This window comes from Saccharopolyspora cebuensis (genome assembly GCF_039542665.1).
In the GTDB taxonomy this organism is placed as follows: domain Bacteria; phylum Actinomycetota; class Actinomycetes; order Mycobacteriales; family Pseudonocardiaceae; genus Saccharopolyspora; species Saccharopolyspora cebuensis.
In genome coordinates, this window is the sequence record NZ_BAABII010000018.1 from 24,143 (window position 1) to 48,634 (window position 24,492).

General features: G+C 67.4%; 21 protein-coding genes, 1 tRNA gene and 1 pseudogene. 7 read left to right on the forward strand and 16 right to left on the reverse strand.

Annotated features, from left to right (window positions below):
- Positions 1 to 47: 47 nt before the first annotated feature.
- The 3 genes from ABD976_RS24340 (at position 48) to ABD976_RS24350 (ending at position 2,668) form a co-directional block, all read left to right on the forward strand.
- Complete coding sequence (locus ABD976_RS24340) at positions 48 to 815, forward strand: hypothetical protein (protein WP_186361456.1); 768 nt, start codon at positions 48 to 50, stop codon at positions 813 to 815.
- A gap of 147 nt (positions 816 to 962) precedes the next feature.
- Positions 963 to 1,895 carry an N-6 DNA methylase gene (locus ABD976_RS24345; RefSeq protein WP_186361457.1) on the forward strand — a complete coding sequence of 311 codons (933 nt, stop codon included), beginning with the start codon at positions 963 to 965 and terminating at the stop codon, positions 1,893 to 1,895.
- 110 nt (positions 1,896 to 2,005) lie between these two features.
- On the forward strand, positions 2,006 to 2,668 hold the full coding sequence (locus ABD976_RS24350; RefSeq protein WP_186361458.1) for a hypothetical protein: 663 nt from the start codon (positions 2,006 to 2,008) through the stop codon (positions 2,666 to 2,668).
- A gap of 133 nt (positions 2,669 to 2,801) precedes the next feature.
- On the opposite strand, the gene ABD976_RS24355 is transcribed toward ABD976_RS24350, so the two are convergent.
- The 12 genes from ABD976_RS24355 to ABD976_RS24410 form a co-directional block, all read right to left on the reverse strand.
- Positions 2,802 to 3,872 carry an HNH endonuclease gene (locus tag ABD976_RS24355; RefSeq protein ID WP_186361459.1) on the reverse strand — a complete coding sequence of 357 codons (1,071 nt, stop codon included), beginning with the start codon at positions 3,870 to 3,872 and terminating at the stop codon, positions 2,802 to 2,804.
- Between the two features lie 240 nt (positions 3,873 to 4,112).
- Positions 4,113 to 4,664 (reverse strand): HNH endonuclease, encoded by a 552-nt coding sequence (locus ABD976_RS24360; protein WP_186361460.1) that lies wholly within the window; start codon positions 4,662 to 4,664, stop codon positions 4,113 to 4,115.
- A 138-nt stretch (positions 4,665 to 4,802) separates the two neighbouring features.
- Complete coding sequence (locus ABD976_RS24365; RefSeq protein WP_186361461.1) at positions 4,803 to 5,759, reverse strand: C40 family peptidase; 957 nt, start codon at positions 5,757 to 5,759, stop codon at positions 4,803 to 4,805.
- A gap of 7 nt (positions 5,760 to 5,766) precedes the next feature.
- The gene (locus ABD976_RS24370) at positions 5,767 to 6,804 is read right to left on the reverse strand and encodes a replication-relaxation family protein (RefSeq protein WP_186361462.1); all 1,038 of its coding nucleotides are present in this window, start codon (positions 6,802 to 6,804) and stop codon (positions 5,767 to 5,769) included.
- A 114-nt stretch (positions 6,805 to 6,918) separates the two neighbouring features.
- Positions 6,919 to 9,408: a DUF8128 domain-containing protein gene (locus ABD976_RS24375; protein WP_255426822.1), complete on the reverse strand. Its 2,490-nt coding sequence runs from the start codon at positions 9,406 to 9,408 to the stop codon at positions 6,919 to 6,921.
- Positions 9,409 to 9,458: 50 nt separating this feature from the next.
- Positions 9,459 to 10,280, reverse strand: a complete 822-nt coding sequence (locus tag ABD976_RS24380) for a GP88 family protein (protein WP_255426203.1) — start codon at positions 10,278 to 10,280, stop codon at positions 9,459 to 9,461.
- Between the two features lie 109 nt (positions 10,281 to 10,389).
- Positions 10,390 to 10,773 (reverse strand): hypothetical protein, encoded by a 384-nt coding sequence (locus tag ABD976_RS24385; protein WP_186361464.1) that lies wholly within the window; start codon positions 10,771 to 10,773, stop codon positions 10,390 to 10,392.
- Between the two features lie 22 nt (positions 10,774 to 10,795).
- A complete protein-coding gene (locus ABD976_RS24390; protein ID WP_186361465.1) occupies positions 10,796 to 12,631 on the reverse strand; it encodes a VirB4 family type IV secretion system protein in 1,836 nt (611 codons plus the stop codon).
- Positions 12,631 to 13,686 carry a PrgI family protein gene (locus ABD976_RS24395; protein ID WP_186361466.1) on the reverse strand — a complete coding sequence of 352 codons (1,056 nt, stop codon included), beginning with the start codon at positions 13,684 to 13,686 and terminating at the stop codon, positions 12,631 to 12,633. The genes ABD976_RS24390 and ABD976_RS24395 overlap by 1 nt, the downstream gene beginning before the upstream one ends.
- Positions 13,683 to 15,767: a type IV secretion system protein gene (locus ABD976_RS24400; protein ID WP_255426204.1), complete on the reverse strand. Its 2,085-nt coding sequence runs from the start codon at positions 15,765 to 15,767 to the stop codon at positions 13,683 to 13,685. Before ABD976_RS24400 ends, ABD976_RS24395 begins: the two co-directional genes overlap by 4 nt.
- 4 nt (positions 15,768 to 15,771) lie before the next feature.
- Entirely contained in the window at positions 15,772 to 16,161 is a 390-nt protein-coding gene (locus ABD976_RS24405; RefSeq protein ID WP_255426205.1) for a pilin, read from the reverse strand.
- Positions 16,162 to 16,214: 53 nt separating this feature from the next.
- On the reverse strand, positions 16,215 to 17,108 hold the full coding sequence (locus ABD976_RS24410; RefSeq protein ID WP_186361467.1) for a hypothetical protein: 894 nt from the start codon (positions 17,106 to 17,108) through the stop codon (positions 16,215 to 16,217).
- 635 nt (positions 17,109 to 17,743) lie between these two features.
- On the opposite strand from ABD976_RS24410, the gene ABD976_RS24415 reads away from it, so the two are divergent.
- The 4 genes and pseudogenes from ABD976_RS24415 to ABD976_RS24430 form a co-directional block, all read left to right on the forward strand.
- Positions 17,744 to 18,472: a hypothetical protein gene (locus ABD976_RS24415; protein WP_186361468.1), complete on the forward strand. Its 729-nt coding sequence runs from the start codon at positions 17,744 to 17,746 to the stop codon at positions 18,470 to 18,472.
- The gene (locus tag ABD976_RS24420) at positions 18,465 to 19,241 is read left to right on the forward strand and encodes a TRM11 family methyltransferase (protein ID WP_186361469.1); all 777 of its coding nucleotides are present in this window, start codon (positions 18,465 to 18,467) and stop codon (positions 19,239 to 19,241) included. The genes ABD976_RS24415 and ABD976_RS24420 overlap by 8 nt, the downstream gene beginning before the upstream one ends.
- A complete protein-coding gene (locus tag ABD976_RS24425) occupies positions 19,238 to 20,296 on the forward strand; it encodes a DNA-methyltransferase (RefSeq protein ID WP_186361470.1) in 1,059 nt (352 codons plus the stop codon). The genes ABD976_RS24420 and ABD976_RS24425 overlap by 4 nt, the downstream gene beginning before the upstream one ends.
- Positions 20,297 to 21,082: 786 nt before the next feature.
- Positions 21,083 to 22,090, forward strand: a pseudogene (locus tag ABD976_RS24430) (recombinase family protein); the annotation flags it as partial.
- A 270-nt stretch (positions 22,091 to 22,360) separates the two neighbouring features.
- On the opposite strand, the gene ABD976_RS24435 reads toward ABD976_RS24430, so the two are convergent.
- From ABD976_RS24435 to ABD976_RS24450, 4 genes are all read right to left on the reverse strand, one after another.
- Positions 22,361 to 22,540, reverse strand: a complete 180-nt coding sequence (locus ABD976_RS24435) for a hypothetical protein (protein WP_255426206.1) — start codon at positions 22,538 to 22,540, stop codon at positions 22,361 to 22,363.
- Positions 22,541 to 22,670: 130 nt separating this feature from the next.
- Positions 22,671 to 22,746: transfer RNA gene (locus ABD976_RS24440), tRNA-Ala, on the reverse strand.
- A 70-nt stretch (positions 22,747 to 22,816) separates the two neighbouring features.
- Positions 22,817 to 23,584, reverse strand: a complete 768-nt coding sequence (gene sepX / locus ABD976_RS24445) for a divisome protein SepX/GlpR (protein ID WP_345367131.1) — start codon at positions 23,582 to 23,584, stop codon at positions 22,817 to 22,819.
- A gap of 243 nt (positions 23,585 to 23,827) precedes the next feature.
- Positions 23,828 to 24,490 (reverse strand): GNAT family N-acetyltransferase, encoded by a 663-nt coding sequence (locus ABD976_RS24450; RefSeq protein WP_345367133.1) that lies wholly within the window; start codon positions 24,488 to 24,490, stop codon positions 23,828 to 23,830.
- Positions 24,491 to 24,492: the final 2 nt, after the last annotated feature.

A 24,492-nucleotide genomic window follows, 5' to 3' on the forward strand; every position in this document is an offset into this window, starting at 1 on the left:
ACCGACCACGACTACGCGCGCATGCACGCGCAGAAAGGCCGATATCCATGGACACCGACGCCACCCGCGCACACACCCTGTTCGCCCTCGGCCGCGGTGCACACGCCCAACCGCTCGGCGGGTTCAGCCGTTTCGTGGCCCCCGACGACGTGGCGCGATTCCCCATCGGACGGCAACTGTTCGCCTCCACCGCACCGAACGAGGTTCGCGACCGCTTCGCACGGTTCGCGCTGGCCTGGGACGTGGCTGGATTCGACACGTTCGCCCGGACTTCCGGGAAAGCTGCCGTCCCCGAGGCCACCGTCCACCGCGCCGACTGGGTACCGCACGAAAGCCGCTGCGACATCTACGCCTTCGACGATGCCCAGTGGTTCCATTGGATCGCCACGGACTACCCCCAGTGGCTCCGCCTGACCCTCGCTGACGACGGCACCGTGACCGAGCAGCCTGTCGCTCGCGTCTACGGCACCGACTATGCCCGTACTCAAGGGCTGGATCTGGCCCAGCTTGCGGCCTGGATCACGGGCGCGGCCACGACGCGGCTGGACCGCCCGGATGTGGCCTTCTCCGCCTGTGTCGACGCGGGCGTGGCGACCGGGGAGCCAGTCATCCATCTCGCAGTCCATCACGCACAGCCCGATGAACTCGGCGTCATCTCGGCCGAGCTGGAGTCGATCGCGCAGTCCTGCAACTGGTCGAATCCCTGCAACCCGGAAGACTGGCGCTTCGACTGGTGTGCCCCCTGCGTCGACGTTGCCGACGGAATGCAAGCAGGCGACATGGCAATCGTATCCGACCAGCTGGACGACGAATGAGGCAATTCCTCTAACGCAACAAGATTCACCGATTTCTCCATTTCCGAATTCTGATTTCTCCGCTCAGACGCATTCCTCGTCGGCCACACCTGTGCCCGATGCAGGAACGCTCCGGGCACGACCGCCGCACACCAGGAGGGCGGACACGTGAGCCAATCCACCACGCAACGGCGCGCCCACCGCGACCCCGGTGAGCACGCCGTTGCCATCGCTGAAGCCGTCGACACGGCGTGGAACCAGTCCAACCACTCCGGCCGCCGCGACGTGGCCCTGTCGGTCGTGGCCGCGTTGTCCCTGATCAGTCAGCGCGACCCGCACGGTCCCGACCTCGCCGAGCAGCTGCGCGCGCAGACCGCCGAGGACTTCGCCGGCACACTGCGCGAGATCTACACCTCCGTGGTCAATTCCCGTCCCGACCTGACCCATCTCCTCTATCCGCTCATGCACTGGGTTTTCGATGAACCGCGCCCCGCGTTGCAGCGCGCCGCGAAGCACACCGCGGACGCTGCCCTGCACGCGGGACAGCTCGAACTGACCGGCACCGACAACCGGTACGACACCGACCTGCTCGGGATCGTGCTCACCCTGCTCAAGTCCGACTCGGCCGGTAAAGCCAACGCCCAGATCTACACCCCCAGCGCACTCGCGGAAACGATGGGCGAGGTACTGATGGCTGAACTCAACACGCCTCGCGAGAATGAGTCCATTATGGACCCTGCCGTCGGGACCGGTGGGTTGTTCCGCGCCGCTGCCCAGGTCATGCGTGCAAAGGGACAGGACCCTTCGACGGTGAGCTGGTATGGCGCCGACATCGACGACCTGGCGATCGCCGCATGCGCGGTCAATAGCCTGCTGTGGCGACTTGGTCCGCACATGCTTCTGTGCGTAGCCGACACTCTCACTGAGGGCGATTGGGCGCGCCGCGCCGAAGCGCAGCGCACCGAGATCTTGCAGCTCACCGAGAAGATCCGCCGGGACAAGCTGATGATCAACGCCGTCCGTGCCGCCCAAAGGCTCACCGAGCTAGTCTTCGATGACGATGACCCCGACACCGATGACCGACCCGGTGATCAGGAGTAGCCTCGGTGATGGCTCCGTGCTCCCGGTGACCCCCAGGCCGGTCGAGCCCGGAGCCACCACCGTTGCCGAAACCGACCTACCGGGGCGGCGCAGCATGGTAGATACGGCGCGTGTGGTTACCAGCTCAAGCCCAGACCGCCCTGATCAGCGCCGTGACGGCGGCGGTGATCACCATGCTTGTCGAATACCTGGCCAAACCGGGCCTCGAAGCACGCAAGGACCGGATACTCGAAGTACACCGAGCCCGCCGCGAAACCGCTACGCAGTTGCTCAACCTGATTGCTAGCCTGCATAACCTCTACGGGCTGACCAGAAGCAACCCGCTTGCATGGGCGATGGGGAAGTCAGCTCTCCAGGGCATGACAGACGCATGCGATCGATTGAGCGATGATCTACCGCGTTACGAATTCAGCCTCCCCAAACGCCAACGAGACGTGGTGGGAAGGGCGGTGAGGGCGATTGGCACGTACACCGTTCCTCTCCAGACCAACGTCCTGCTGTACGAGAAGACAGGAATCCTCGATCAGGAACGTGAACGAGGAGCAGAGGAGCTTCCGATGGGAAGCTTTATCGAGGGGCTGATACATAATGCGCTGCACGAAACCGCGCGTGCGTACACCGCTTTGATGCTTTCACGGCGACGCCCGCTGAAGTACTATTTCAAGCTTCGGCAGCTTGCCGACGGGGCACCACCTTTGCCGGACTCTGCGACTGACGACGAATCGGAGGCGAGTAAAACGGAGGAACAGGAAGGACCTTGCCCACTCGGCTAGTCCATCCGTAGCTAGATGTACTTTCGACTCGAACAGACTTGACCGCACGACCTTATGTTTCCGCGCGAATGATCGATCGGGCAAGCGGCAGGTTGATCAGCGCTGGCTCAGAATGTCTCCAGAATACTCGATTCTAGCACCCCCTCGCTTCCGTCTCAGGAAAACGAAAGTCCCAAATCTCTGGATCATTCTGCAGAATACGAAACCTGCCAAATTCAAGCTCGCGTCGCTCCAACATGTACGCAGTCAGCTTCGCCAAAGAAGAATTTTCCGAGTATCTGGTTAGGCTCCCGATGTCTGCTGCCACCACTTGCCTGGCAAGTGCGCACGAGAACATCAGTGCCTCTGACGTTGTAGCGACCTTCTCGTCATATTCTTCGGGATCTATATCTAATGCCCTGTCCGCGTGGATCTGGATACGACGCAAGGACGGGTCATAGTTGACCAGGTGAGCGGTCGGATGCTTGTCGAACAAAGCATTCCCCTCCATACGCCAGTCCGCCGTCGACCGTTCAGCCTCCGTGATCTCACGAAGGAACTGATGTCGGGCAGCCTCGACATCCGAAGATCCCCGTCGGATGTCTATGATCCTCCTCAAACATGCCTCGTGCTCGTGGGCCGCCCGCGCGACAAATTCACGCTGATGACTCCAAACCACGTATACCGGAAGCACCGCGTCATTCGCATTATGGCCTTCCGCTGCCAGTACAAGGGCGAACCTCGCTGAACGATCTCCGAATGATTCGATCAACGAATCTCGTAACCGAGCAACGACGGATACCCGGGCTGCCTCTCCGTCACCGACACAGGGAAAACGCCCGACTTCAAGAGGGTACCATTGCTCCCGATCTGTCTTGCTAAGTTTGGGATCGTCAAGCCCCTGCAACGACCGGTCGACCCACAGCTCGTGGTCGGACTTCATCTGACGAAGTACAGCCGAAGTATAGGATGCCGACTGGTCGTCAACCTTTTTGTGGTCAACCCGACAAAGAAGTATCAGATTATCGTAACTGTCCACCAAGTTGGCCGGGGATTCGCCATAACGCGGACCTCCCGGCGACCGAGCAGCAATATGAGCTTCATCGCCGACGACGGCCTCGGGATCGGTCGCCGTACGCTCAGCTACAAGCGGCTGCCGGCACAGCGCGCATCGATTGCCTGACCGCGCCCACAACACCTTGCGGTCCTTATCGCTGATGGTCACAACGTCATGATGCCGCATGCCCATCTCAACCAACTGACCCACGAGCCGTCAGCGGGCGCACCCACCATCGATGTGAGAGGACGTCACCGGAAGGCTGTTGTCATCCCGAACTCAACGGCAGTCCGCAACATCTGATCATTCGATCATCACGGCCTTCCGAAGTACGGGAGCAGCCGAAGTCGAAGCGGTGTTGCTCAGCGGCATGAGCGACACGGTCACCTGCGGGTACAGGTGCGCAGATCAGTCAAGGGGCTTGGCCCCAAACCAACGTCTAACGAGTTCGCGGCCCTTGTCTGTCAAGGACACGTACTTTGCGCGCCGCTCGGTGGCCTGCTGCTCGTGAAAGCTGATTGGACGCGGACCGTCGGGACGACCGGACGGAAGCAGCCAGCCGTCTTCGCGCAGCTCGATCATGCCGTCAAACAGCAGATCCCCGACCGCCCAATACATGCCGTCTGGCAGCATCGGGCGACCGCGTCCGGGCGCGTAGTCGACCAACCATCGCAGGAGTCGGAGTTCAAGGTCAGTGTAGCGGCTGGTTAGCACACCGAGATTGATCTTGTATTGCTTCATCGATTTGGTGTCGATCTCACCGCGGGTCTTGCGGGCGTGGCAAGTCGGGCACAGGGCGATCAGGTTGTCAAACTCGTGCCGTCGCACTTTCGCCCAGTCGATGATGTGATCAACATCAACGGGGTACTGCCGACAGGTGGGAATGGCGCACCGGTGCCCTGCTTCGACCAGCACAGCGCGGCGCAGCTCAGCGGGGATTGGCGGACGATCGCTTGACACTACGCAAGGGTAGAACTCTGTCCCGACACCCAGACGACGACATAGCGGGTCGACGTACGGCACAGCGGTCCGGCTGACGCACTCCACCGCAGCATTTAGACAAATGATCAGCGAGTGCTCAGCGCATCTACAGGCGCTTTATGGGCGGGGTCGACTGGCTCCCGCGTAGTCGTCTCCCTTCCACCGGTAGTCGTCCACTTTGACTGGCTGGCCGAAGTCCGGAGCATTGATCATCTTTCCGGCGCCGATGTAGATCCCCACGTGGTGGATGTTGCCGGGCGTGCCGTAGAAGACGAGGTCGCCGGGTGCCAATGGGGCGTCCTTCGAAACCTGTGGGCCAGCGTTGTACTGCTCTTGCGCGGTTCTCGGGAGGTTGATCCCAGCCGTTTGGTAGGCGGCCATGGTCAGTCCCGAGCAGTCGAAGCCTTCGTGACCATGATCGGGTCCGTTTCCTCCCCAGACGTAAGGCAATCCGAGTTGCCCTTGCGCGTAGTTCACGGCCTGCTGTGCTGGTGGGGTTGCCGGCGCGTCGCTTCCGGAGCTGGCTGCCGCCTGTTTGTATTGGGCTGCTTGGTTGAGGACTTGACTGACGTACCAATCGGCATGGTTATAGGTGAGGATGGCACCGTAGATGTCGCGACCATCGCGGGCGCCCGACTCGCACAGGTAGCCGGCGGCGGCGTAGATGGCGTCGTGCGGGTTGTACCGCGAGGGCGGGTTGCCGCCTCCGGGCGGGATGGGATGGCGCGCTACCACAGAGTCGAATGTGGACTGTAGAAACTGCATCGGCCCGCCGGCGCCTGCGTAGTTCGCTCCATTGTGGACACCTGGGAGATTTGAGCGCCCGTGGTTCGTCTCGATCTTGCCGACGCCGGCCAGGATGCTCCAGTCCAGCCCGGGGCAGGTAGTGGCGGCCTGCCGGTAGAGGGCCAGGTAGTCGCCCGGGATGTCGGCCAGGGCGGCCTGGCTGGGTTGGCTCGCGGTCACGGAGCCGCCTCCACCGAAGATGGCGGAGGCAACTCCGGACACGGCGGCTGCGACCAGCACGATCAAGGCGACGGCGGCACCCAGGACCGTGGTGGCGAGCTTGAGCATGCACGCATCACCCCGTGGGTTTCCAGGTCAGGTCGTGGTGTGCGAAAGGCGGCATCGGAGCCGGCGGACTGAGCCGAGGCACTGGGCTGGTTTCGCGTGCGCTGGGGGTGGCCTGCGTGCTGCTGGTGGGCTCGCCCACGTGGGGCCAGGCGGCGTGCAGGTCGGCCAGCCGCCAGCGGCCTGCGTCGCGATGGGCCAGGGGCAGCCAGATGCTGGCTGAGGCAGTACCGGTGCGGTTGAGTTCCTCGGTTGTGGTGGTCGCGATCGGCACGTCCTGCGGGCGGGGTTGGCTGCGCAGGTGCTGGGTCAGCAGCCGGCGGGCGTGGGCTTCCCGGCCGGCAGTGGAGAACACCGCCAACAGCGGTGTGACGATTCGGCTGCTAGCGGCGAGTTCGAGGTAGTCGGGGACCTTGGCAACGAAGCGGCCCAGCGGGGCGCGGCCGGTGTCCCATTCGAGGAACCACTCGATCTCGCGGTCATCTTCGCGCCAGCGGCCGTAGCCGTCCGGCCGCACGATGTCGCCGAAGTGCCGAGCGCAGCGGGCTTCGGACCACCAGGCGGTGACCTCCCGGTCACCTTGGGCGAGCGCGTCGGCGATGAGTCCGGTGAACAGGCTGTTGAGCCCGTGCAGGTGCGCCAGACGCAGGCTGTAGGCGATCCCGATCGAACGCTCGGCGCGGAAGCCCAGCAAGCGGGGGTCGATCCCGTCTTCGTGCGCGAGCAGGTGCGCGCCGGTTGTGTCGAGCACGTAGAACATCGGGGACCGCCCCTTACCGACATAGGGCTGGAAGCGGTCCAGGACGCGCCACTGGTAGAGGCGCTGGAGCCGGTAGTTGGCCGCGCGTCGGGTGGGGAAGGCAACTTGGACGATCTGGGTGGAGGTCAGCGTGCGGTGCTCGGCGCACATGCGGGCGATCCACCGGTCGCGTTCGGTGAGGTGGGCGGCGACGGTGGCCTGGTGCTCGGTGGAGGCGGCCACACGGGAGCTGGCGCGGGCCGGAATCGGTGTGCGCAGGTCGCGTTGGGGCGTGCTGGGGTCGAGCATCAATGTCTCCTTGCGGACAAACCGAATGGGCAGGACGGCAAAGCGCAGAGAAAGGGGCAGGCCACGCCCTGGTGGTTGGGTGTGGCCTGCCCCTTTTCCGCGAAGCGTTGAGCGTTATGCGGCGCGACGAGGATCGGTTCCGGTGGACTCCGGTGCGGCTTGGTCGCGTCCCTCTTCAGCCGCGGTCGATAGCGGCTGGGTGTGGCGGGCGGCGGCTTGGCGCACCATGCGCGCTCGGCCGCGGATCGCCGGGGGCAACGGCTGCGTGGCCAGGGTGAACGGCTGGGTTTCCTCGCCGTTGACCACGAGCCGCGTAGCGGCGTGGAAGGCGCCGAGGTGGGCAAGATCGTGCTCGCTGACCCGAGGTGCGGTGTGGCGGGCCAGTTCGCGGGCATCCTCGGGGCTGGCGTTGAAGAAGATCTTCGACCGGGCGTTGGTCGAGATGCCCTCCTTCAAGTCCTTGCCGAGCTGGCCGAGATGCTGGTGGGCCAGCGTCATGGACAGCCGGTAGCCACGTGCTTCGGCGAGCATGTCCTCCATGGCATACGGCAAGTTCAAGAAGTTGTGTGCCTCATCCACGTACAGCGACGCGTCGAGTCGTTCGCGCTCCGGCACTGCGGCGCGAGCAGTGGCCGCCTGCCAGACCCGAGCCACGATCAGCGACCCGAGCAACCGGGTGGTGTCCTCGCCCAAGCTCCCCTTGGGGATGCGCACGAAGCACAGCCCACCGTCCAGCGCCGCCGAAAGGTCCACTGTGGACTCTCCAGCCGAGACGGCCTTGACCACGAACGACCGCAAGAGGAACGCGCGCAACTTGTTCAGCAGCGGTGCGGTCGCCTGTGCCCGCGCGGCGTCGCTCAGCTGCTCGTACCAGTCCCAGAAGCCACGCAGGGTCGCATCGTTCTCGACCGTCTGACGGTGACGTTCGCGGGTGGCCGCATCGGTGAGCAGCTGCGGCAACGCGGAGAGCTTCGGGGTGTCCGATGCGGCCCGCAGGGTCAGGCATGCGGCGCGCAGGATGTCCTCAGTGCGCGGCCCCCATGCGGAGGAGAACACCCGTGAGAACACGCTGACTAGGTTGTCGACGGCCGCCTCTTTCGGCCCTTCCAGCGGGTTCAGGCACGGGGTCGTGCCGGGTGTGTCGGCGTCGAAGAGCACCACGCGCTCGGCGGCCTGTTCGGGCAGGCGCTTGAGCACATCGGTGATCAAGTCGCCCTTGGGGTCGATGACGACCGCGCCGCGCCGGTGCTCGGCGTCGGCGAGGATCATCCGCGCCAAGATCGTCGACTTGCCCGACCCGGTGGCGCCCAGTACGTGCAGGTGGTGGCGGGCATCGCTGACCTGCAGCCCAACGGGGCGGGCGTGCCCGGTGTCGGAGACGCCGACTGGGCGGACCAGCTCGCCCTCCGTGGGGGTGTTCGGCGGGGGCGGCACGGCCTTGGCGCCCGCCCGGCTCAGCCCCGGCAGGGCCTCGTCAATGGGCAGGTGGCAGATGCCGGCCAGTTCTGGCACGGACAGCAAGTCCCCATGGCGCAGCCGCCGCCGGGCCAATGTCTCTTCGGGGTCGCGCAGCCGCTGGCGGCGATAGTGGTTGTGCTCGGTGAACCCGGAAAACGCGCTGGCGATCGCGTGGGCGCGGCCCCGGATCTGCTCCCGCACGCGTGCGACCTGGTCCGGCGGCGTCTGTGCCGGCACGCTGGTGGCCACCGCGTAGCGGATCACGGTCTCCCATTGGCTACCGCGCTGTTTGGCCACGATGGCGCGGTTCTGTCCCTGGTACTCCAGCGAGGTTTGCGGGTCCAGCTTCGGCTGACCGCCTGTCCCCGCGGAAGGTTTCGGTGTCGCACCGGGGGTGATCAGGTCCAGCAGCCGGCCGACCAGGCGCGTCGAGCGACCGGCGTGCAGGTGACGGGCGGCGCGCCGGGCCTGCTTGACGCGCCGCCCGGTCACCGGACGCGCCAACACCTGGACGCACGCCTGCTCGTGAATACCGAGTCCGGTGGGCGCGCCCAGCAGCGCACGGATGGGGTCGGCATCGAAATCGCTGCGGATGGGCAGCGCCTCGGAGCGCGCCAGCCGCAACACACCCCCGGTGGCCACCTGCCGACGGCCCTCGTCAGCCTCCACCGCTAGCGGCGGGCCGGCCTGCTCGGTGCGGGTGTGCGCGCCCGGCCACGCTGCCTCGACCGCGCGCTCGACCATCCCCGGTGGCACGGTTCCCGGCACCCAAAGCCGGATCTGCACGCCGTCGTGGCCGAACACGTACTCCCACGCCAGATGCGGCTGACCACCCACCAGGCGAGCCCACATCGGGCGCAGCAATCCGACGAGGTTCGACCATGCTGCTTCAGCACCGTCGGGGTCCACGGTCGGTGGCGTCAGAATCGTGACCACGCGAGCTTGGTCGTGCAACCGGTCCTGGCACCGGTCGTTCCACCAGCGCCGCAGGCTGATCAGGCCGCTGATCGCGGTGAGCGCGACCGGGCCGACGATGGGTCCCCACACCTGTATCCACGACCAGACAGCGTTCAGGACTGCCCGGATCGCGCCCCAGGGATCAGTGAGCAGCCCGCCCAGCGGGCTGTCCACAATGGATGATTGCAGCAGAATCACAGGAATAAACCTCCTGAACTGGTCACAAGTGCCTGACGGGACTACGCGGCCTGTCGGCGATCGGTGCGGTCTCGGCGGCGAGCGGAGGGTGCGCTGGTGATCGCGCGAACGGCAGCGGCACCCCGGCGGGTATGGCGCTCCGCGTCGACTTCGGCCTGCCACTCGGAGAAGCGGCGGCCGTCCAGCCGCCGCAGGAAATGCGGGATGCGGTTCGCGGGCACGCCCACCAAGCGCGGCCCCAGCACGGCCAGCAGATCCGAGGCTTCCTGCGAGGACCAGCCGGCCGCGGCGATGGCCTCCTCGTCCGGGAACACGTCGGCGACCCGGTCAGTCTGCGGGTCGATCACGTGATCCTGGGTGCCGCCGTAGCTATAGACCCACAACAGGTTTTCGGGCGGGTCCGGTTCCACGAGTCGGCGGAACCGGTCGATTTCCTTGGTGTAGCAGTAGAAGTTCACCTCTGGCCGGTCTCGCATGATGCGCAACCAGCGGGTTGTGTAGTCGTCGCTGAAGAAGTCGCCGCTGTCGTGAACCCTGATCCAGCGACCAACGAACTTGGGTGCGGCGAGTTCGGCGAGCATGGCCTGCTGCCAGCCGTCCGGGTCGTCAAGCACGAATTGCAGGTTGGAGTGGTGCTTGGCGCGCACGGCCGGCCACAGGTAGGTGCCGTGCCGCGCGTAGCAAACCTGACGACAGATGCCGGCCGAGGGGCAGGTGTTGTAGGTGCGCCCGTCGGGCAATCTTCCGGCCCACGCGGGCAAGGTCCAGTTGTAGACGCCGATCTGCTTCATCTCGCGGTTCTGGGTGAGCAGGCGTCGCGGGCGCGCGGGTAGCGTCCCGGATTCGGGTGTGGACGAAGACATAGGTGTACCCCCGTGAAATGGGATGCGAAGTTGCGATAAGGCGCGCAAGGCACGACGAGTGCCAGGTCAGCCGCGCGTCGACACAGCTGGCGGACGAGGCGCCGGCTGATCAGGCCGGCCCGTCGGGGCCTGGCTCTGCGTCGTCCGGGTGTTCGGTCGAGGTCGAGCGGCCGGGGCGCTGCTCGCGGCGGCGGTAATGATCCAGATTGATGATCTTGGTGGTGACGCCGTCGGGGTGGACCGTGACGAGCTGGGCGTACTCGGCGCCGCGGCGGCGGCGTACATGCCTGGCGCACGCACGGATCAGGCCGCGTGCGCCGACGAACGCCAGGGTGCCCAGGTAGGCACCGCAGAACGTCACAACAGCGCAGGCGAGCCAAATCACTGCCACCAGCCCGAAAGTCAGCGCCAAGGCGGGCAGCACATCGTGCAGAAACGTGTGCCAGCTGGTGGGGTCTGAGCTATGTTGAGCAATGGCGATTGAGGTGGACACTGGCATTCCTCCCTCCTGATGGTCACTCGTCGAGAACGAGGTCATGGCCGACGCCGGAGTCGTATTCCTCGTCGTCGGCGGGTTCGTCGTTCATGGCGGCGAGTTCGGCCGGATCAGTGGTAATCAGCTGGTGCTCGGCGTCGGAGGCAATGGCCTGCATGGCTACCCTCTGAGTCCCGGTAGACAAGAGCCCCTGTCCCGTGCCCGCCGAGAGCAAGAACTGTCGCTCTCCTTCGGACAGGGCGAAGGTGCGCACGATGTCGTCGATCGCCTGCGGCGCCTGCCTGAGCAGAATCTGGGTGGCCGCGTTGCTGATGATCGCTTTGCCTAGATCGGAGCCGAGTACGTCGCCCACGTCCTGGGTAGCCACCGTCAAGCCACACCAGTGTTTGCGGGCGGACTTGGCCATGCGCCACAGGAATTCCGCACCGGCCTGCTGCTGCATCAGCAGCCATGCCTCGTCGACCACGCACAGCCTCGGCCGGCGCGTGCTGGGATTGGAGATCCGGCGCCAGACCGCATCCAGGGTCAACAGCGTGCCGGCCGGCTTCAGCTCATCCGGGAGATTCCGCAGGCTGAACACGAGCAGATGCCCTTCGGGCGGGGTCGTCGTCGGCCCGTCGAACAAGCCGGAGAACGCGCCGTGGGTGAACGGGTGCAGCCGGCTGGCGAGATCCCGGGAGGTCTCGTCGTCGGACTGGCCCAGCACCGACCGGAGGTCGGCCAGCAGCGGCGCCTGCCGTGTCCAGGTGCGAGCGTCCTCGGTGATGCCCGCAGCCCGGTAGGTCGGCGTGACCGCTTGATCCAGTACCGCCCGCTCGTTCGCACTCAACGCCTGTCCGAAAAGGACAGCAAGGAGAGTGTGAATGAACAGCGAACGGCGGGTGAGCGCATCGGATGGGGCCGAGCGGCGCCCATCAGGCCGGGTGTGGATCGGCAAGTCCAGGGGGTTGAGCCGCACACCCTCGCTGCCGAGCGGAAAATACGTACCGCCGACGGCCCCGGCGAGGCGGGCGTACTCGTCCTCGGGGTCGAGGATCGCGATCTCGGTGCCGTGGTACAGGCTCCGGATCGCTTCGAGCTTGACCAAATAGCTCTTACCGGCCCCGCTGCGGCCGAGGATCACGGAGTTGAAGTTCTCGCAACTGAACCGGTCCCAGTGCACCAAGCCCTGGCTGCCGAGGTTCCAGCCGTAGAGCACGCCGCGGGCGGCTGATGCCGAGGTCGGGTCCGGCGGCGGCAGATCAGGGCTGGTGAACGGGAAGGCTGCCGAGAGGGCGGCGGTATCGAACGAACGGGTCATCCGGATCTGGTCCAGGCCCGTCGGCAACGCCGTGACCCAACCCTGCAAGCTCCGGTACGTGGTGGGCTTTGCGTCCATGAGCAGGCTCGCGGTCAGCGCCCGTAGTGCGCTGACCTCCTCGACGAGTTCGTGCTCCGAGTTCGCGTGGACGGTGAGATACAGGCCGACCCGGAACAAACGACCCTCGCCGCGGGCGAGCCGGTCAGATAAGTCCTGGGCGTCCTCGGTGGCCGCCTCGACCTGCGGGTCGGCTAGCCGCCCGTGCGCGGCGGTGTGCCGCCGACCGGACTCCAGGCGCCCCAGCTGCTTCTTCAGCCGCTCGGCGGCCACCTGCGGGTCGATCGGTTCGATGTGCAGCGACACGTCCAGCCGGGCCGGATGGGTCAACAGGGGTTGCAGCCAACCCGCGTGGACCTCTCTGGGGTAGCCCGCGACGGCGAAGCTGGCGACCCATTCGTCCCCGATTTGCAGGTGACGCGGGTGAACCTCGACGGCGTCGGGGGCGAAGGCAGCCGAGGTCGCCGGGGAGGTGCGGCGGCGGTTCCGGGTGAACATCACAGATGGTCCTCCTCGTCGGGGTCCCAGCCCGCTCCGGCCGGGGTGGTGATCACCTCGTCGGCGCCAGCCATCTCCGGCGAGGGCGGCAGCGGACTGTCCGGGTTCGTGGCGGCTGACAGCACAGCGGTGGCCTGCGCAGCATCGAGCGGAGTGACCTCGATGCCGGCCGCAGACAACAGCTCGCTGGCCTCGTGCATGCGCCGCAGCAACCGGGAGGTCGCCGCCCGACGCGCCCCATCCGTGGGCTCGACCTCCTCCTCGCCGCCCCCGCGGCGTCGACGCAGTCGGCCGCGGCGGGTCAACGAGTCCGCCGGCGCGCTGCGCACGGGCTCACGGATCACCAGCAGGATCTGCCGGCGCAGCAGCTCGGCTTGCTGGCCCAGCTGGGCGAGGTAGTCGGCGTGATCGAGCGCGGCGGTCTCCAACGCCGGGTGCGGCAAGCTGGCTGCGCGCTCGCGTAGCTGCCCGATCTGCTCGGAGAGATCCAGGCGCTGGGCGCGCACCAGGATTTGCACGGGTGCGGACAGGCTGTGCAGGTAGCGTCCCAATGCGGCGGTCAACGCTTCCTGCTCGGCCGGGGTCCGCAGCGAAAAGTTCACCGTCGAACAACCGGCGAGCAAGGCGAGCCCGTCTGAGCCGAGATCGACCACTCCGGCCTCGCTGACCCCGGTGGCCGGCAACTCCAACGCGCCAGCCACCGGCTCGTCAGTCTCTTCGGCGACGCCGGACAGCCACTCCGGGACCGTTGCTGGCGCATGCCCGGCAGCAACCCGCCGCTGGGGCTGGAGCCGTTGCTGGAGTGCGGCCAGCAGCAACCGGTCCAGCGTTACGCCGTCGCGGCGCACCACCACCAGCGCGCCCACGGCCACCCCGAGAGGGACCGCGACGATCAGGTAGGCCACCACCGGGAGGAACGCCCGGGTGGCCACCCACCCGCCGTAGAGCAGCAGACCGGTCACGGCCATGACCGCCACCTGCCGGGCGGTGAAGCCCGCGAGGATGGTGTCCTCCCGGTCCACGTCTGCTGGGATGCGCACGCTGTACTGGCTCACGTCGACTCACCTCCTTCGCGGCGGGTGCTCGGGCGGGGTGGGGAGACCTTCGGCAGGTCCAGCGGCAGCGCTTGCTGGCGTGGCTGCGCACTGCGGTTCGGGCGCGGCGGTGCGGGCGCCTGCGCACTGGGCCGGGTCGGCTTGCGTGTGCGCTGCACATTCAGTGGCAGCTGGTACTGGCCTTGCCGGTTGGCTCGGGGCTTGTTCTCCGGCCACTCCCCGTCAGCCGGGAACTTCAGCTGTTGGCCCGCCGTCGACGGCCGCGGCGGGCTCGGCGGAGGTGACGGAGGCGTCGGGCGCCGCACGCGCTGCGCGGTGATCGGCAGCCGATACTGCCCGTCGCGGCCAAGACGAGGCCGGTTCTCCGGCCACTCGCCACTGGCTGGGAAACGCAACTGCCGTCCTCGGTTACTCGATGCGGCCGACGACCGCGGCGCCGAGTCGGCTGCTGGTCTCGGAGCACGCTGGCGTTGCACGTCCAGCGGCAGTTCGTACTGCCCGTCCCGGCACAAGCGCGGCTTGTGCTCGGGCCACTCCCCGTCCAGGGGCAACTTCAGCTGCTTGCTGTGTCCGCTGGGCCGGGGCCGCGGTGCGGGCTTCGCGCCCGCGCGCTGGGTGGCCTTGGACGCTCGCTGCCGCTTGACCCCTTCCAGGGGCAGCATGTACTGGCCCGACGGGGTAGCGCGTGGCGACGCATAGGGATCAGTCGGCCCCGGCTCCTTGGGGCCGCCGCCCCGGGGCTTCGGGGCGCCACCGCCGCCTCCGCCTCCGAGCCCACGCAGAAGTCCGAAGGTCTTGTACGCGATAAACCCTCGAACCAGGGACCCGACCAGCGACCGGCCGCCGCCGCCACGAATCGAACCCAAGATCCAGAACGGAATTTTGAACAGGATGTACATCAGCGCCAGAGACACGAGAAGGTTCACCAGCCCGTCTGTGGTCGGCCCGAAGAACGTGAATCCACCCGGGGACAGGAACACCCGCATCGCGGTGATCAGCGCCAGCGACTGACCCAGCTGAATGGCCAGACAGCCACCAAAGGCTTTCCACCACCATTTCGCGATGCCCTCGGTGTGCGGCAGCGCGTGACACATCAGGGCCAGCGGTGCACCCGCAATGAGGATCACGGTCAACGCGACGCGGACAATGTAGGTCAGCAAGAGCGCGACGAGCATTCCGGCGAGAAAAAGGCCGATGAAGATGATGAAGAATCCGCCGTTAAGCGAACTCATCACCAATTGCTTGAGCGTGTCGGCCGAGGAATTCTCGTCGACCCCGCCGGACATGATCGCTTTCGCGAGCGCGTTAGCGAGATTGATCGCCTGCGCGCACACCCAGAGCGACAACGCGCCAGCCAAGAAACCAATGATGACCCGCGGAAGAATCTCCTTAATAGAGATTCTGGTCTGCATGGTCTCGTAAGCCATGACGATGATTCCCGCAATGAGAATCAACATCCCGTAGCAGGCCAGCATGATCTGCCACGAGGAATTCCACAGCTCACCAATGCGGGGCAGCTGGTCCAGCGTCGGAGTGGTCAACAAGGTGTTGGCCAGCAGGTCCAGCAGGCTGTTCAGCGCCGGGGTCACCAGATCCCGGAAAAACGAGTCGATCGCGTCGTTGACGCAGGCCGGGATATCGGTGATCCCGCATGAAGACTCCTGCTCGGAATTCTGGCCGCCGGGTTGGCCCGGCTGGTGACCAGACGGCGGTGGTGCCGGCGTGGTGGGCTGCGGGATACACCCCGGCCCCTGGCACGGCGGCGGCCCCGGCGGTTGGGCGGGCGGCTGCTGTGGAGCCGTCGGGTTCGGCTGCCCCGGAGCCGGCGTGGGCATGTGGCAAGCCGGAATCGGCGAATCCGGGGCACAGCCGTCGACGGTCGGCAACGGCAGAGCCGGGGGCGGCACCGGCGCCGGTGGCGAGGGCGCCGGTGCCGAGGGGGTGGGTGCGGGCTGGGCCGAGGCGGTGCCCGCGCCGGCGATGCCGACCAGAACGCTGAGAGCAAGCAGGCCAGCCACTGCGGCGAACGCGCGGCCGAACCGGTGGCCGGCCCCAGAGGTGGGGGTTGCGGTGGCCAGCATGCGATCAGGCCCCCACGATCCCTTTGAGGATCTCGACCACCAGGGGCGCCAACGCGGCCAGGCCGTAGCCGAAGCCCGCCGACTTGAAGGACTGTTTGGCCTTCTCGACCTCACTGGGGTCGCCGTTGGCCAGCACGTAGCGGACCCCGCCGATCGTGAGGAAGACCGTGGCGAGCAGCGCCAAGATCCCCATGAGCCAGTTGCGGATGTTGTTGAGGACTTCGTCGACCGAGCGGGCCAGCGCGACCACGTGCGTGGTCTCGGCTGAAGCCGTGGTGGCGGTGACCACCAAGCCGGCGATGACAAGCACGGCCACGGCAAGGACCCGGCCGACCCGGCGGCGTGGCGTGTGGCCACTGGCCGCGGGGCGAGCAGAGGGCGCGATCGAGCGCATCGTGGACCTCCAGGGCTTTCCAGCGGGCGAAGAGCGCGAGAAGCGGGCAGGGATCACCCGCGGCCCTGAAGTCCGGATTTCGGGGGCTCATTGGACAGCCCCTCGTCGACTTTTTTCGCTACACTCTGTGACCGCTCCGGGGTATCGGATGCAGCGCTGGGCGAGGTCTGCGACGTGGCCGCCTCGCCCGTGGGGTCGCTCTCGACAGGGCCGTCGGCGGACTCGGTCAGCCAGGCGGCGAGTCGGTACTCGGCCCGCTTGCGGGTCTTGTACGCGGCCCAGAACTCGATCTTGTGGTGAGCGGCCCAGTCATTCAGCAGGGTTTCGCCGAGCCGCGTCTCCGAGATCACCTCGGCCTCGATCGGGGTCAGGACTCCGACCTGAACCGCGCGGGCCAGGACCAAGTCCGGGTGTCCCGACGGGGGCTTCGGCTCGGCGGAGAAGAACCCGGGCGCCTTCGGTGTGGGTCCGTCCAGCGCCGCGGTGAGCGCTCGGTGCCCGAAGCGGTAGGCGGCCCACCGCAGGCGGATCGTGATCCGTCCCTTGGTGAGGTCGATCGTCTGCAGGGCGTCGAGGAAGCCCTGCACGATCTCGGAGTGGACGTCGGCGGGGTCGCCGGCGTACCGGTCGGTCAGCCGAGCCGCCATGGGGGTCAACATCGGCAGGGCGAGCCCGACGGCCACGATCGTCCACGTGCCGCCCTCGCTGCGGGCGCGCGTGATCACGTGCCGCCAGACCTGGTCCCACACTCGGCGTGGGCAGGACCGGCGCAGCAGCAGATCGCGGAGTTCGTCGACGGGGATCTCGCGGTTGGGCAAGTGATCGAACTCCCGCCCGTCCACCGCCACCGGGTGGTCCCCGGCGGTCAGCCACGCGAACGCGTCGCGGGCGGCATCCAGCGGGTTAGTGGGCCACTCTGCGTGCCCAGAAACCGAGGGGCGTGCCATCTCGCGGCTCCTCTCGAACGGCGGTCAATGACGCCGCCGAGAGGGCCAGGCGCGGAACAGCGCAGCGCACGGTTCCGTACTAAGAACTGCTTAAAACGATCTCCTTGTCTCGGAACAAGAAGATCGACAAATCTGGAGATTCGAGATCACTAACGAACTGCCAGCAAAGCTGTGCGCTGCTGCGTTAGTCATCTCTTGTTCCATTGCTGTCACCCGACAAGCCGCTCCCACCGGAACAAGAGAGTTGATCTCGACGAATTTCCGGGGCGATCTTGAACAGGCCCGCGCATGATCACGAAACTGGCGGTCGAACCCAGACGAAGTTGATCAAGAACCGGGGCGCGAAAGATCAACAAGTGGTTGCGGTCAGCCGCCTCATGGCATTACCGACTGTCACAGTTTGATGTGACTTGAATCACTCCATCGTTGTCCGGGGTCGTGTCCAATCGCGCCCGGTTTCGCGGACTTCAGGGGTGTCCTTGCCCCTCCGCGATGATCATGGAGCGTCTGACATGTCGCCACCGCCGATCCCGAGCGCGCCCGACTCGCACGAGCCCATCCAGCCCCCGTTGCCCCGGCAGCCGGCGCGCCGTCACCGACACGCCGCGGGGCGCCGCCGCGACCCCGCAAGGGCCGTGCCGGCAAGCGTCAAGTTCTGCCGCCTCGCCCCCGACGCCGGTCATGAGGAGAGGATCGTCGCGGCCGTCCGCTTCGTCGTCACCGCCTACAGCAACCCCGGCGACCGGGTCGCGCTCGCCGACGCTGCCGAGCGTGGGTCACCCGCACCCGCGAGCCGCGAGCGCCGCGACCGCCTTGTGGAGACGGTCCTGCGACTCGCCCGCGGCGCGGTCACCGAACCGCCCCGACCGGCGCTCGGTGATCACCTTCTCGACCGCGGAGAAGACCGGACTGGGACTGCGCCTGAGTCCGAGTCCGGACCCGGACCCGAGCACCCGTCGGTCGCGGAACCGACCGCGTCCCCCGCCGTCCGTCGCGCCGGAGAGCGGAACCCGGACCGGTTCGCTGCGATCGTCTGCGGCTGCACACCCCAGCCAACCGACCCCGGTCTGATGACCGACTGGGCACCGCTGCTTGCTCCCGACGGCGCCCTCATCGTTCTCACGCACAGTAATCACGGGTCGGAGGTGCGGACGACGCGCTCCGGGAGCATCGTGCCGGCCGCGACACTGGCCGGCCTGACATTGACCGACCGGCTGATCCTGGCGCATGACGCCCCGAGTACCGCGCCACCGACGACCCGGCACAGCCAGCGCGCCGTCGCTCTCGGCGCTCATCGCCGCATCCACGCCACCGCCTGCGTGTTCCGCCCCTCGACCCCGTCGCTGGAGCCCCGTCATGCCTAAGAACGTTGTGCGCCCGGCCAGTGTTTGGGCTACAGGAAGCCGCTCGCCCCGCCAGCAGATCGTCGGCCGGCATATCGGCGCCACGCGCTCGGACAACGCGCTGACCCCGACGATCGCTCGCTGGGTCATCCAGACCTACACCGACCCCGGCGAGATCGTCTGTGATCCCAACCCCGGTCCCGGCCTCGTGGTCGCCGAGGCCGTCCGCGCCGGCCGCCACGCCCTGGCCCTGCCCACCCAGCCCCGTTGGGAGTCCACGCTGGAAGCGAACCTCGACCTCGCCCGCCTCGCCGGCAGCACCGGTCACGCCACCCTCCTGGACAGCATCGACGACCCGCGCGCCACCGACCTGCCCGGCGCGGTCGACCTCGTACTGACCGGCCTGCGCCATACCCCGACCAGCGACCCCAGTCGGGTCCTGGTCGACCTCTACGAAGACCTCGACGCGGTCGCCGACTGGGTCTGGCCCGGCGGGCACATCGTGATCACTTGCCGCCCCTGGCACCGCCGCGGACGCCTCGTGGATCTGCCCGGACAGATCCACGAGGCGGTGGACGCGGTCGGGCTAGTACCCGCCGATCACTGCATCGCCCTGATCGCCCCGATGCACGGTCAGCAGCTCCGGCCCCGGCGCAGCACCCGCATGGGAGACCGCCCGGAGGGCACCGATCTGCACGGCTGCCGCACCACGCTGCCGACGCATCTCGATGTTCTGGTCTTTCAGCTCCCGCCGGCCGCAGGCCACGAGATGAAAGGCGGTGGGCAGTGAGCAGCCTCTACTACCGCGACCCGAGCACGGAATTGCACGTCGGCGATGCCATCGACGTGATGGCCACGCTGCCGAGCGCATCGGTGGATTGCGTGGTGACCTCGCCGCCGCAGTGGGGCTTGCGCGATTACGGAACTGCCGAATGGGTCGGTGGAAAACCCCGGTGCCGACACACGCTCGGCACGACACCGCATCAGCGACGGTCGGTGAAGAAAACCGGGATTGGTGGTCATCGCGCCCGTACTGAGAAGCACTGCCGACGGTGCGGCGCGATTTCACGAGACAAGCAATACGGGCTTGAGTCAACGCTCGACGAATACGTTCACAAGCTCGGCGAGGCAAGCGCGGAAATAGCACGTCTCCTCAGCCCGGAAGGAACATTCTGGCTCAATCTTCGCGATGGATACAGTTATCACAACAGCGGCACCGGAAGCACCCGAAGGATCGGCCCCGGAGAATCCGGCGAGGTGGTTCGCCACAAGAGCTTGATGGGCATTCCGTGGCGCGTTGCCCTCCATCTGCAAAAGCAAGGGTGGATCATTCGGAACGCGGTTGTGTGGCACAAGCCGAACAGCATTCCTGACCCCGCAACGGACCGATTTTCCTCGCGGTATGAGATGGTCTTCCTCTTGGTCAAGCAGCCGGATTACCACGTGGACGCCAGCCGCGTCCTTGAACCTCTCTCGCAGGAACGTCCCGCCCATCGCAAAGACCATCGCGGGGGCACTAAGCCGCATACGGTCAAATCCCCGTGGAGCCCACGATCCCCCGGAAAGAATCCGGGCGATGTGTGGTCGATGTCGACCCGGCCATTGCCAGACGCGCACTGCGCCCCGTTTCCCATCGACCTTCCCTGGCGCTGCATCGCTGCCGGATGCCCCGAGGGCGGCCACGTTCTCGACCCGTTCTCCGGCGCCGGCACGACTGGGCTGGCTGCCCGCCAGTTGGGGCGCTTCTACCGAGGCATCGACCTGCGGAGCGACTACCACGACATCGCCCTGCGCCGACTGGCTGGCAGCCAGCCCGCCGACATCGACCTGCCCGAGGCGGCGTGACCCGAGCGCCGTCTTTGCCGCACCGAACCCGTCCAGCCGATCGCGAAAGGCGGTGACTCGTGAGCTGATCGACGACCCTGATCTGAACTTCGCCGAAGGATCACGATCCTCAGCTTCGGAATCTGGACCCCGCGTCGACCGTCCCCGCGCCAGCTGAGCCGGGGACGCCGAGGTCCAGTCGGTCGGTTGATCGCTGGCCCCGACGGGTGCCCCAGTGCAGTCGGGGAGTCGAAGCCCTACCGATCGCCCGCGCCGACACCCCCAGCCACCACAGCGCGCGTCATGGCGCGTGCCCGCGTCCCATCAAGCCCGCCGGGTACCGGCGCGGGTGCCCCGGCTGGGGTCGTGTCCGCTGCGTCGACGGTCGCCCAAGTCCGCCGACCAGCACCCGCGACCTTCCGCTCAGCAGCGGGCTCGCGGGCTCGGAGGTGCGCTCATGTGCGCTGACGAACCCCACATCGACCACGACGACACCAACGACGGCGCAGACCAGCAGCCGAACACTGTGGTCCCGTTCACCAGCGACGCCGACAGCGCCGGCGTTACGGTTCACATCGATCACATCGAGACCACGCCGATGACCGACGAGCAGTACCGGCTCGCCGTCACCGCACTGGCCGAGTTGATCAACCAATGGAAACACGCACAGCAGCACAGTCCGGACGAAGCCGCCGACGCTGCGTGACGTGAGGCCCCGCAGCCTCGTCCCGAACCGCCGAGGCCGAGCCTTCCGGCCTCGGCGGTCGAGAAAGCTACACATCGCAGTCCAGCAAGGGAGTCTTGTCGATGGCGCGATCCGCCACCGCACAACGCACGAAAAAAGCCGCCAGCCTCGACGACCTCGACACCGTCCGGGTGGGCATCTACACCCGGCGCTCCACCGACGACGAGAACCAGCCGTACTCGATCGAAGTGCAAGACGAGCGGCTGGACTCCTACGTCGGCTCCCAGCCCGGTTGGCAAGTGGCGATGAGGTTTTCCGACGACGCCTCCGGCGGCACCACCGACCGCCCCGACCTGCAACGTGCGCTGCAGGCGGCTCGTGCGGGCCTCATCGATGTGCTGCTGGTCTACCGGGTCGACCGGTTCTCCCGGAACCTGCGCGACACGGTCACTTTGCTCGATGAGCTGGACCAGCTCGGAGTGGTATTCCGCAGCGCCACCGAGCCGTTTGACACCTCCACCCCGATGGGCCGAATGCTGGTGCAGATGCTGGGCATGTTCGCTCAGTTCGAGCGCGACAGCATCATCGAGCGCGTTATCGCCGGCATGGAACGCAAGGCCGCCAAGGGTTTGTGGAAGGGCGGACGCCGTCCCTTTGGCTACACCGTTGACAAGGGAACCCACCGCCTTGTTCCTCATGCCGACGAAGCCGCAGTCGTCAGGCTCATCTTCCGCAGCTACACCCGAGACCGGCTCGGCTCCAGCTCCATCGCCACCCTGCTCAACGAACGCGGGCACCGCACAACCAACGGAGGAACCTGGTCCGCTTACCAAGTCCTCCGGGTGCTGTCCAACCGCATCTACATCGGTGAGCTGGCCTTCCGTGGCATCACCGTCGAGGACTGCCACGCTCCGCTCGTCGACAGCGAGACGTTCGAGCACGCCGAACGCATCCTGGCTGAACGCGGCGAAGACCATTCGCATCGTGCCGCTTCCGGTTACGACTACATGCTCACCGGCCGGATGCGCTGCCCCAAGTGCAGCAAGGCCATGCTCGGCACGCGCGCCACTGGCCGGAGCAAGACCTACCGCTACTACACCTGCTTCACTCGCGCCCGCTACGACTCCAGCACATGCGACACCCCGCGGCTGAACGCCGATGACGTCGATGCCGCCGTGCTCCACGCGCTCGGACACTTCTACCGCGACCAACACGCCCTGATCACCGACGCGATCAGCATGGCCCAGCAAGAACACGAAGCAGGCCACGCCGACCGCCATGCCGAACTCGCCGCGGTCGACACCGAGATGAACAAGGTCAACGCCGCGATCGACCGCTACCTCTCCGCGTTCGAGCGCGGCACCCTCGACGAGGAAATGGTCGCCGACCGGCTCCCCGCCCTACGCGAGCAGACCAAACAGCTTCGTGCCCGCCGTGACGAACTCGCCGCCGCCCTCGACGAGCAGCCCACCGCCCCCGACGCGACCACGCTCACCGAGGTCGCCGACCACATCAACGAGATCATCACCGACGGCACCGCGAACCAACGCAAGGCCCTCATCGAAGCCCTGGTACCTCAAGTCAAGATCACCGGACCAGACCGACTCGTCCCGGTCTTCCGCATCCCCCAGCCCCGAAACAACGAAGAGGCCGCTCCCGCCTCACCAGCGGAAACGGCCTCGAAAGGAGCGGTTCGTACAATGACTAATTTGGTGGAGCTGAGGGGAATCGAACCCCTGACCTTCTCGATGCGAACGAGACGCGCTACCAACTGCGCTACAGCCCCTTGCTGTTCGGTGAGTACACCTTAGCAAGGCCGCGGAACGGCCCGTCAGGCACCCCCTCCGAACGCATCGCTACTGGCCGGAGGCCCTGCGGTAGGGCTGCCAGGTGCGCTCGTCGAGCTCGTCGAACACCGGGTCCTCGTCGTCGATCTCCACCGGGACGGCGTGGTCGTCCGCGCGGCGGCGGTCGTCGAGGTCCTCGCGCCCGTGCTCGTACTCGTCGATGAGCTCGTCGTCGTACTCGACGTCCTCGTCGTCCTCGCGGCCGTTCATCCGGGCCAGCCGGCGGTCGCGGATGTCCTCCTCGATGCGGACCTGGCGGCGCAGGTAGGTGAGGTACCCGATGAGCGCGAGGTCGGCGATCGCGTGCAGCCACCACACCGCCGGCCACACCAGCCAGCCGACGACCGCCGTGGTGACCGCGGCGAGCAGCATGGTGAGGACGATGCGCTGCCGCCGGGCGTACTTGGCGCGCGCCGCGAGCGCGGCGGCCTCCGGGTCGTACCCGCCGCGGCCCGGCCGGTACCGCCGCCCGGCGCGCACGTCGTCGCTGTGGACCGGCCGCCACGAGTCGGCCTGCTCGTCCTCGAACTCCTCGACGGCGTCGTCCCGGTCGGTGTCGGGCATCGGGTACGCCTCCTCCACCTCGTCGGTTGTCGTGGCACGGGTAGTCGTGACTCCGGGCCGCGCCGGACGCCGTCCGCCGCCCCGCCGGACCACGCGGGCGGCGAGCGCGCTGTCGGCGGTCTTGGAGACCTCCTGGCGCCGGCGGGCGAACATCGGCACCAGCACGACCAGCCACGCCACCGCCAATGCGGCGAAGATCAACGAGCTGGGCATGCCCCGCCACCTCCCCCTGGCCACCGGCAAGCACGCGCGTGCTGTCCTCACGCTAGCCACAACGGTCACTTCTGTCTCGCAGGCACGCCGATCGCGTCCGGAACGTCCGGATCAGCGGGGCCCACCATCGGCGCAACCATCGTCGGCGACGACTTCGGCGTGTCGGGGACCACCGGGCGGAGCGGCGCTGAATTCACCCGATCGGCCAGGTCCGGTCGGGGGGACGGCGATCACCGCGGGTGATCAGCTCCGGCGGGCCCGGCCGGAGCGCACCAGCCCCGCCACCACACCGGGCCCGACCTCCTCCGCGGTGAGCCCGTAGACGTAGTGGTCCCGCCAGGCCCCGGCGACGTCGAGGTAGCGCTCGAACAGGCCCTCGCGGCGGAACCCCACCTTCTCCAGCACCCGCACGCTGGGCCGGTTCTCCGGGCGCACGGTGGCCTCCAGCCGGTGCAGGCCGACCGGGCCGAAGCAGTGGTCCACCACCATCCCGACCGCCGCGGTGGCCACCCCGCCGCCGGCGACCTCCTCGGCCACCCAGTACCCCACCCAGCCGGAGCGCAGCGCGCCCCGCACCACGTTGCCCACCGTGAGCTGCCCGGCGAACTCGCCCTCGACGGTGATGGTGAACGGCAGCGCCTCGCCCCGCCGCCCCATCCCGCGCAGCGTGCTCCACTGGGCGGGCCACGCGCCGGCGGCGTTGCGCTCCTCCCAGCCGCCCGGCGACGTCGGTTCCCAGCGCTGGAGGTACTCGCGGTCCCGCAGCCGGGCCCGGCTCCACGACTTCGCGTCGCGCAGCCGGGGCGGTCGCAGCACCACCGAGCCGCCCGCGGTGATCAGCGGCCCGAGGACGACCGGCCAGCCGGGGTGGCGTCCGACCGGCTGGGGTTCGCTCCCCGGTGCCATCC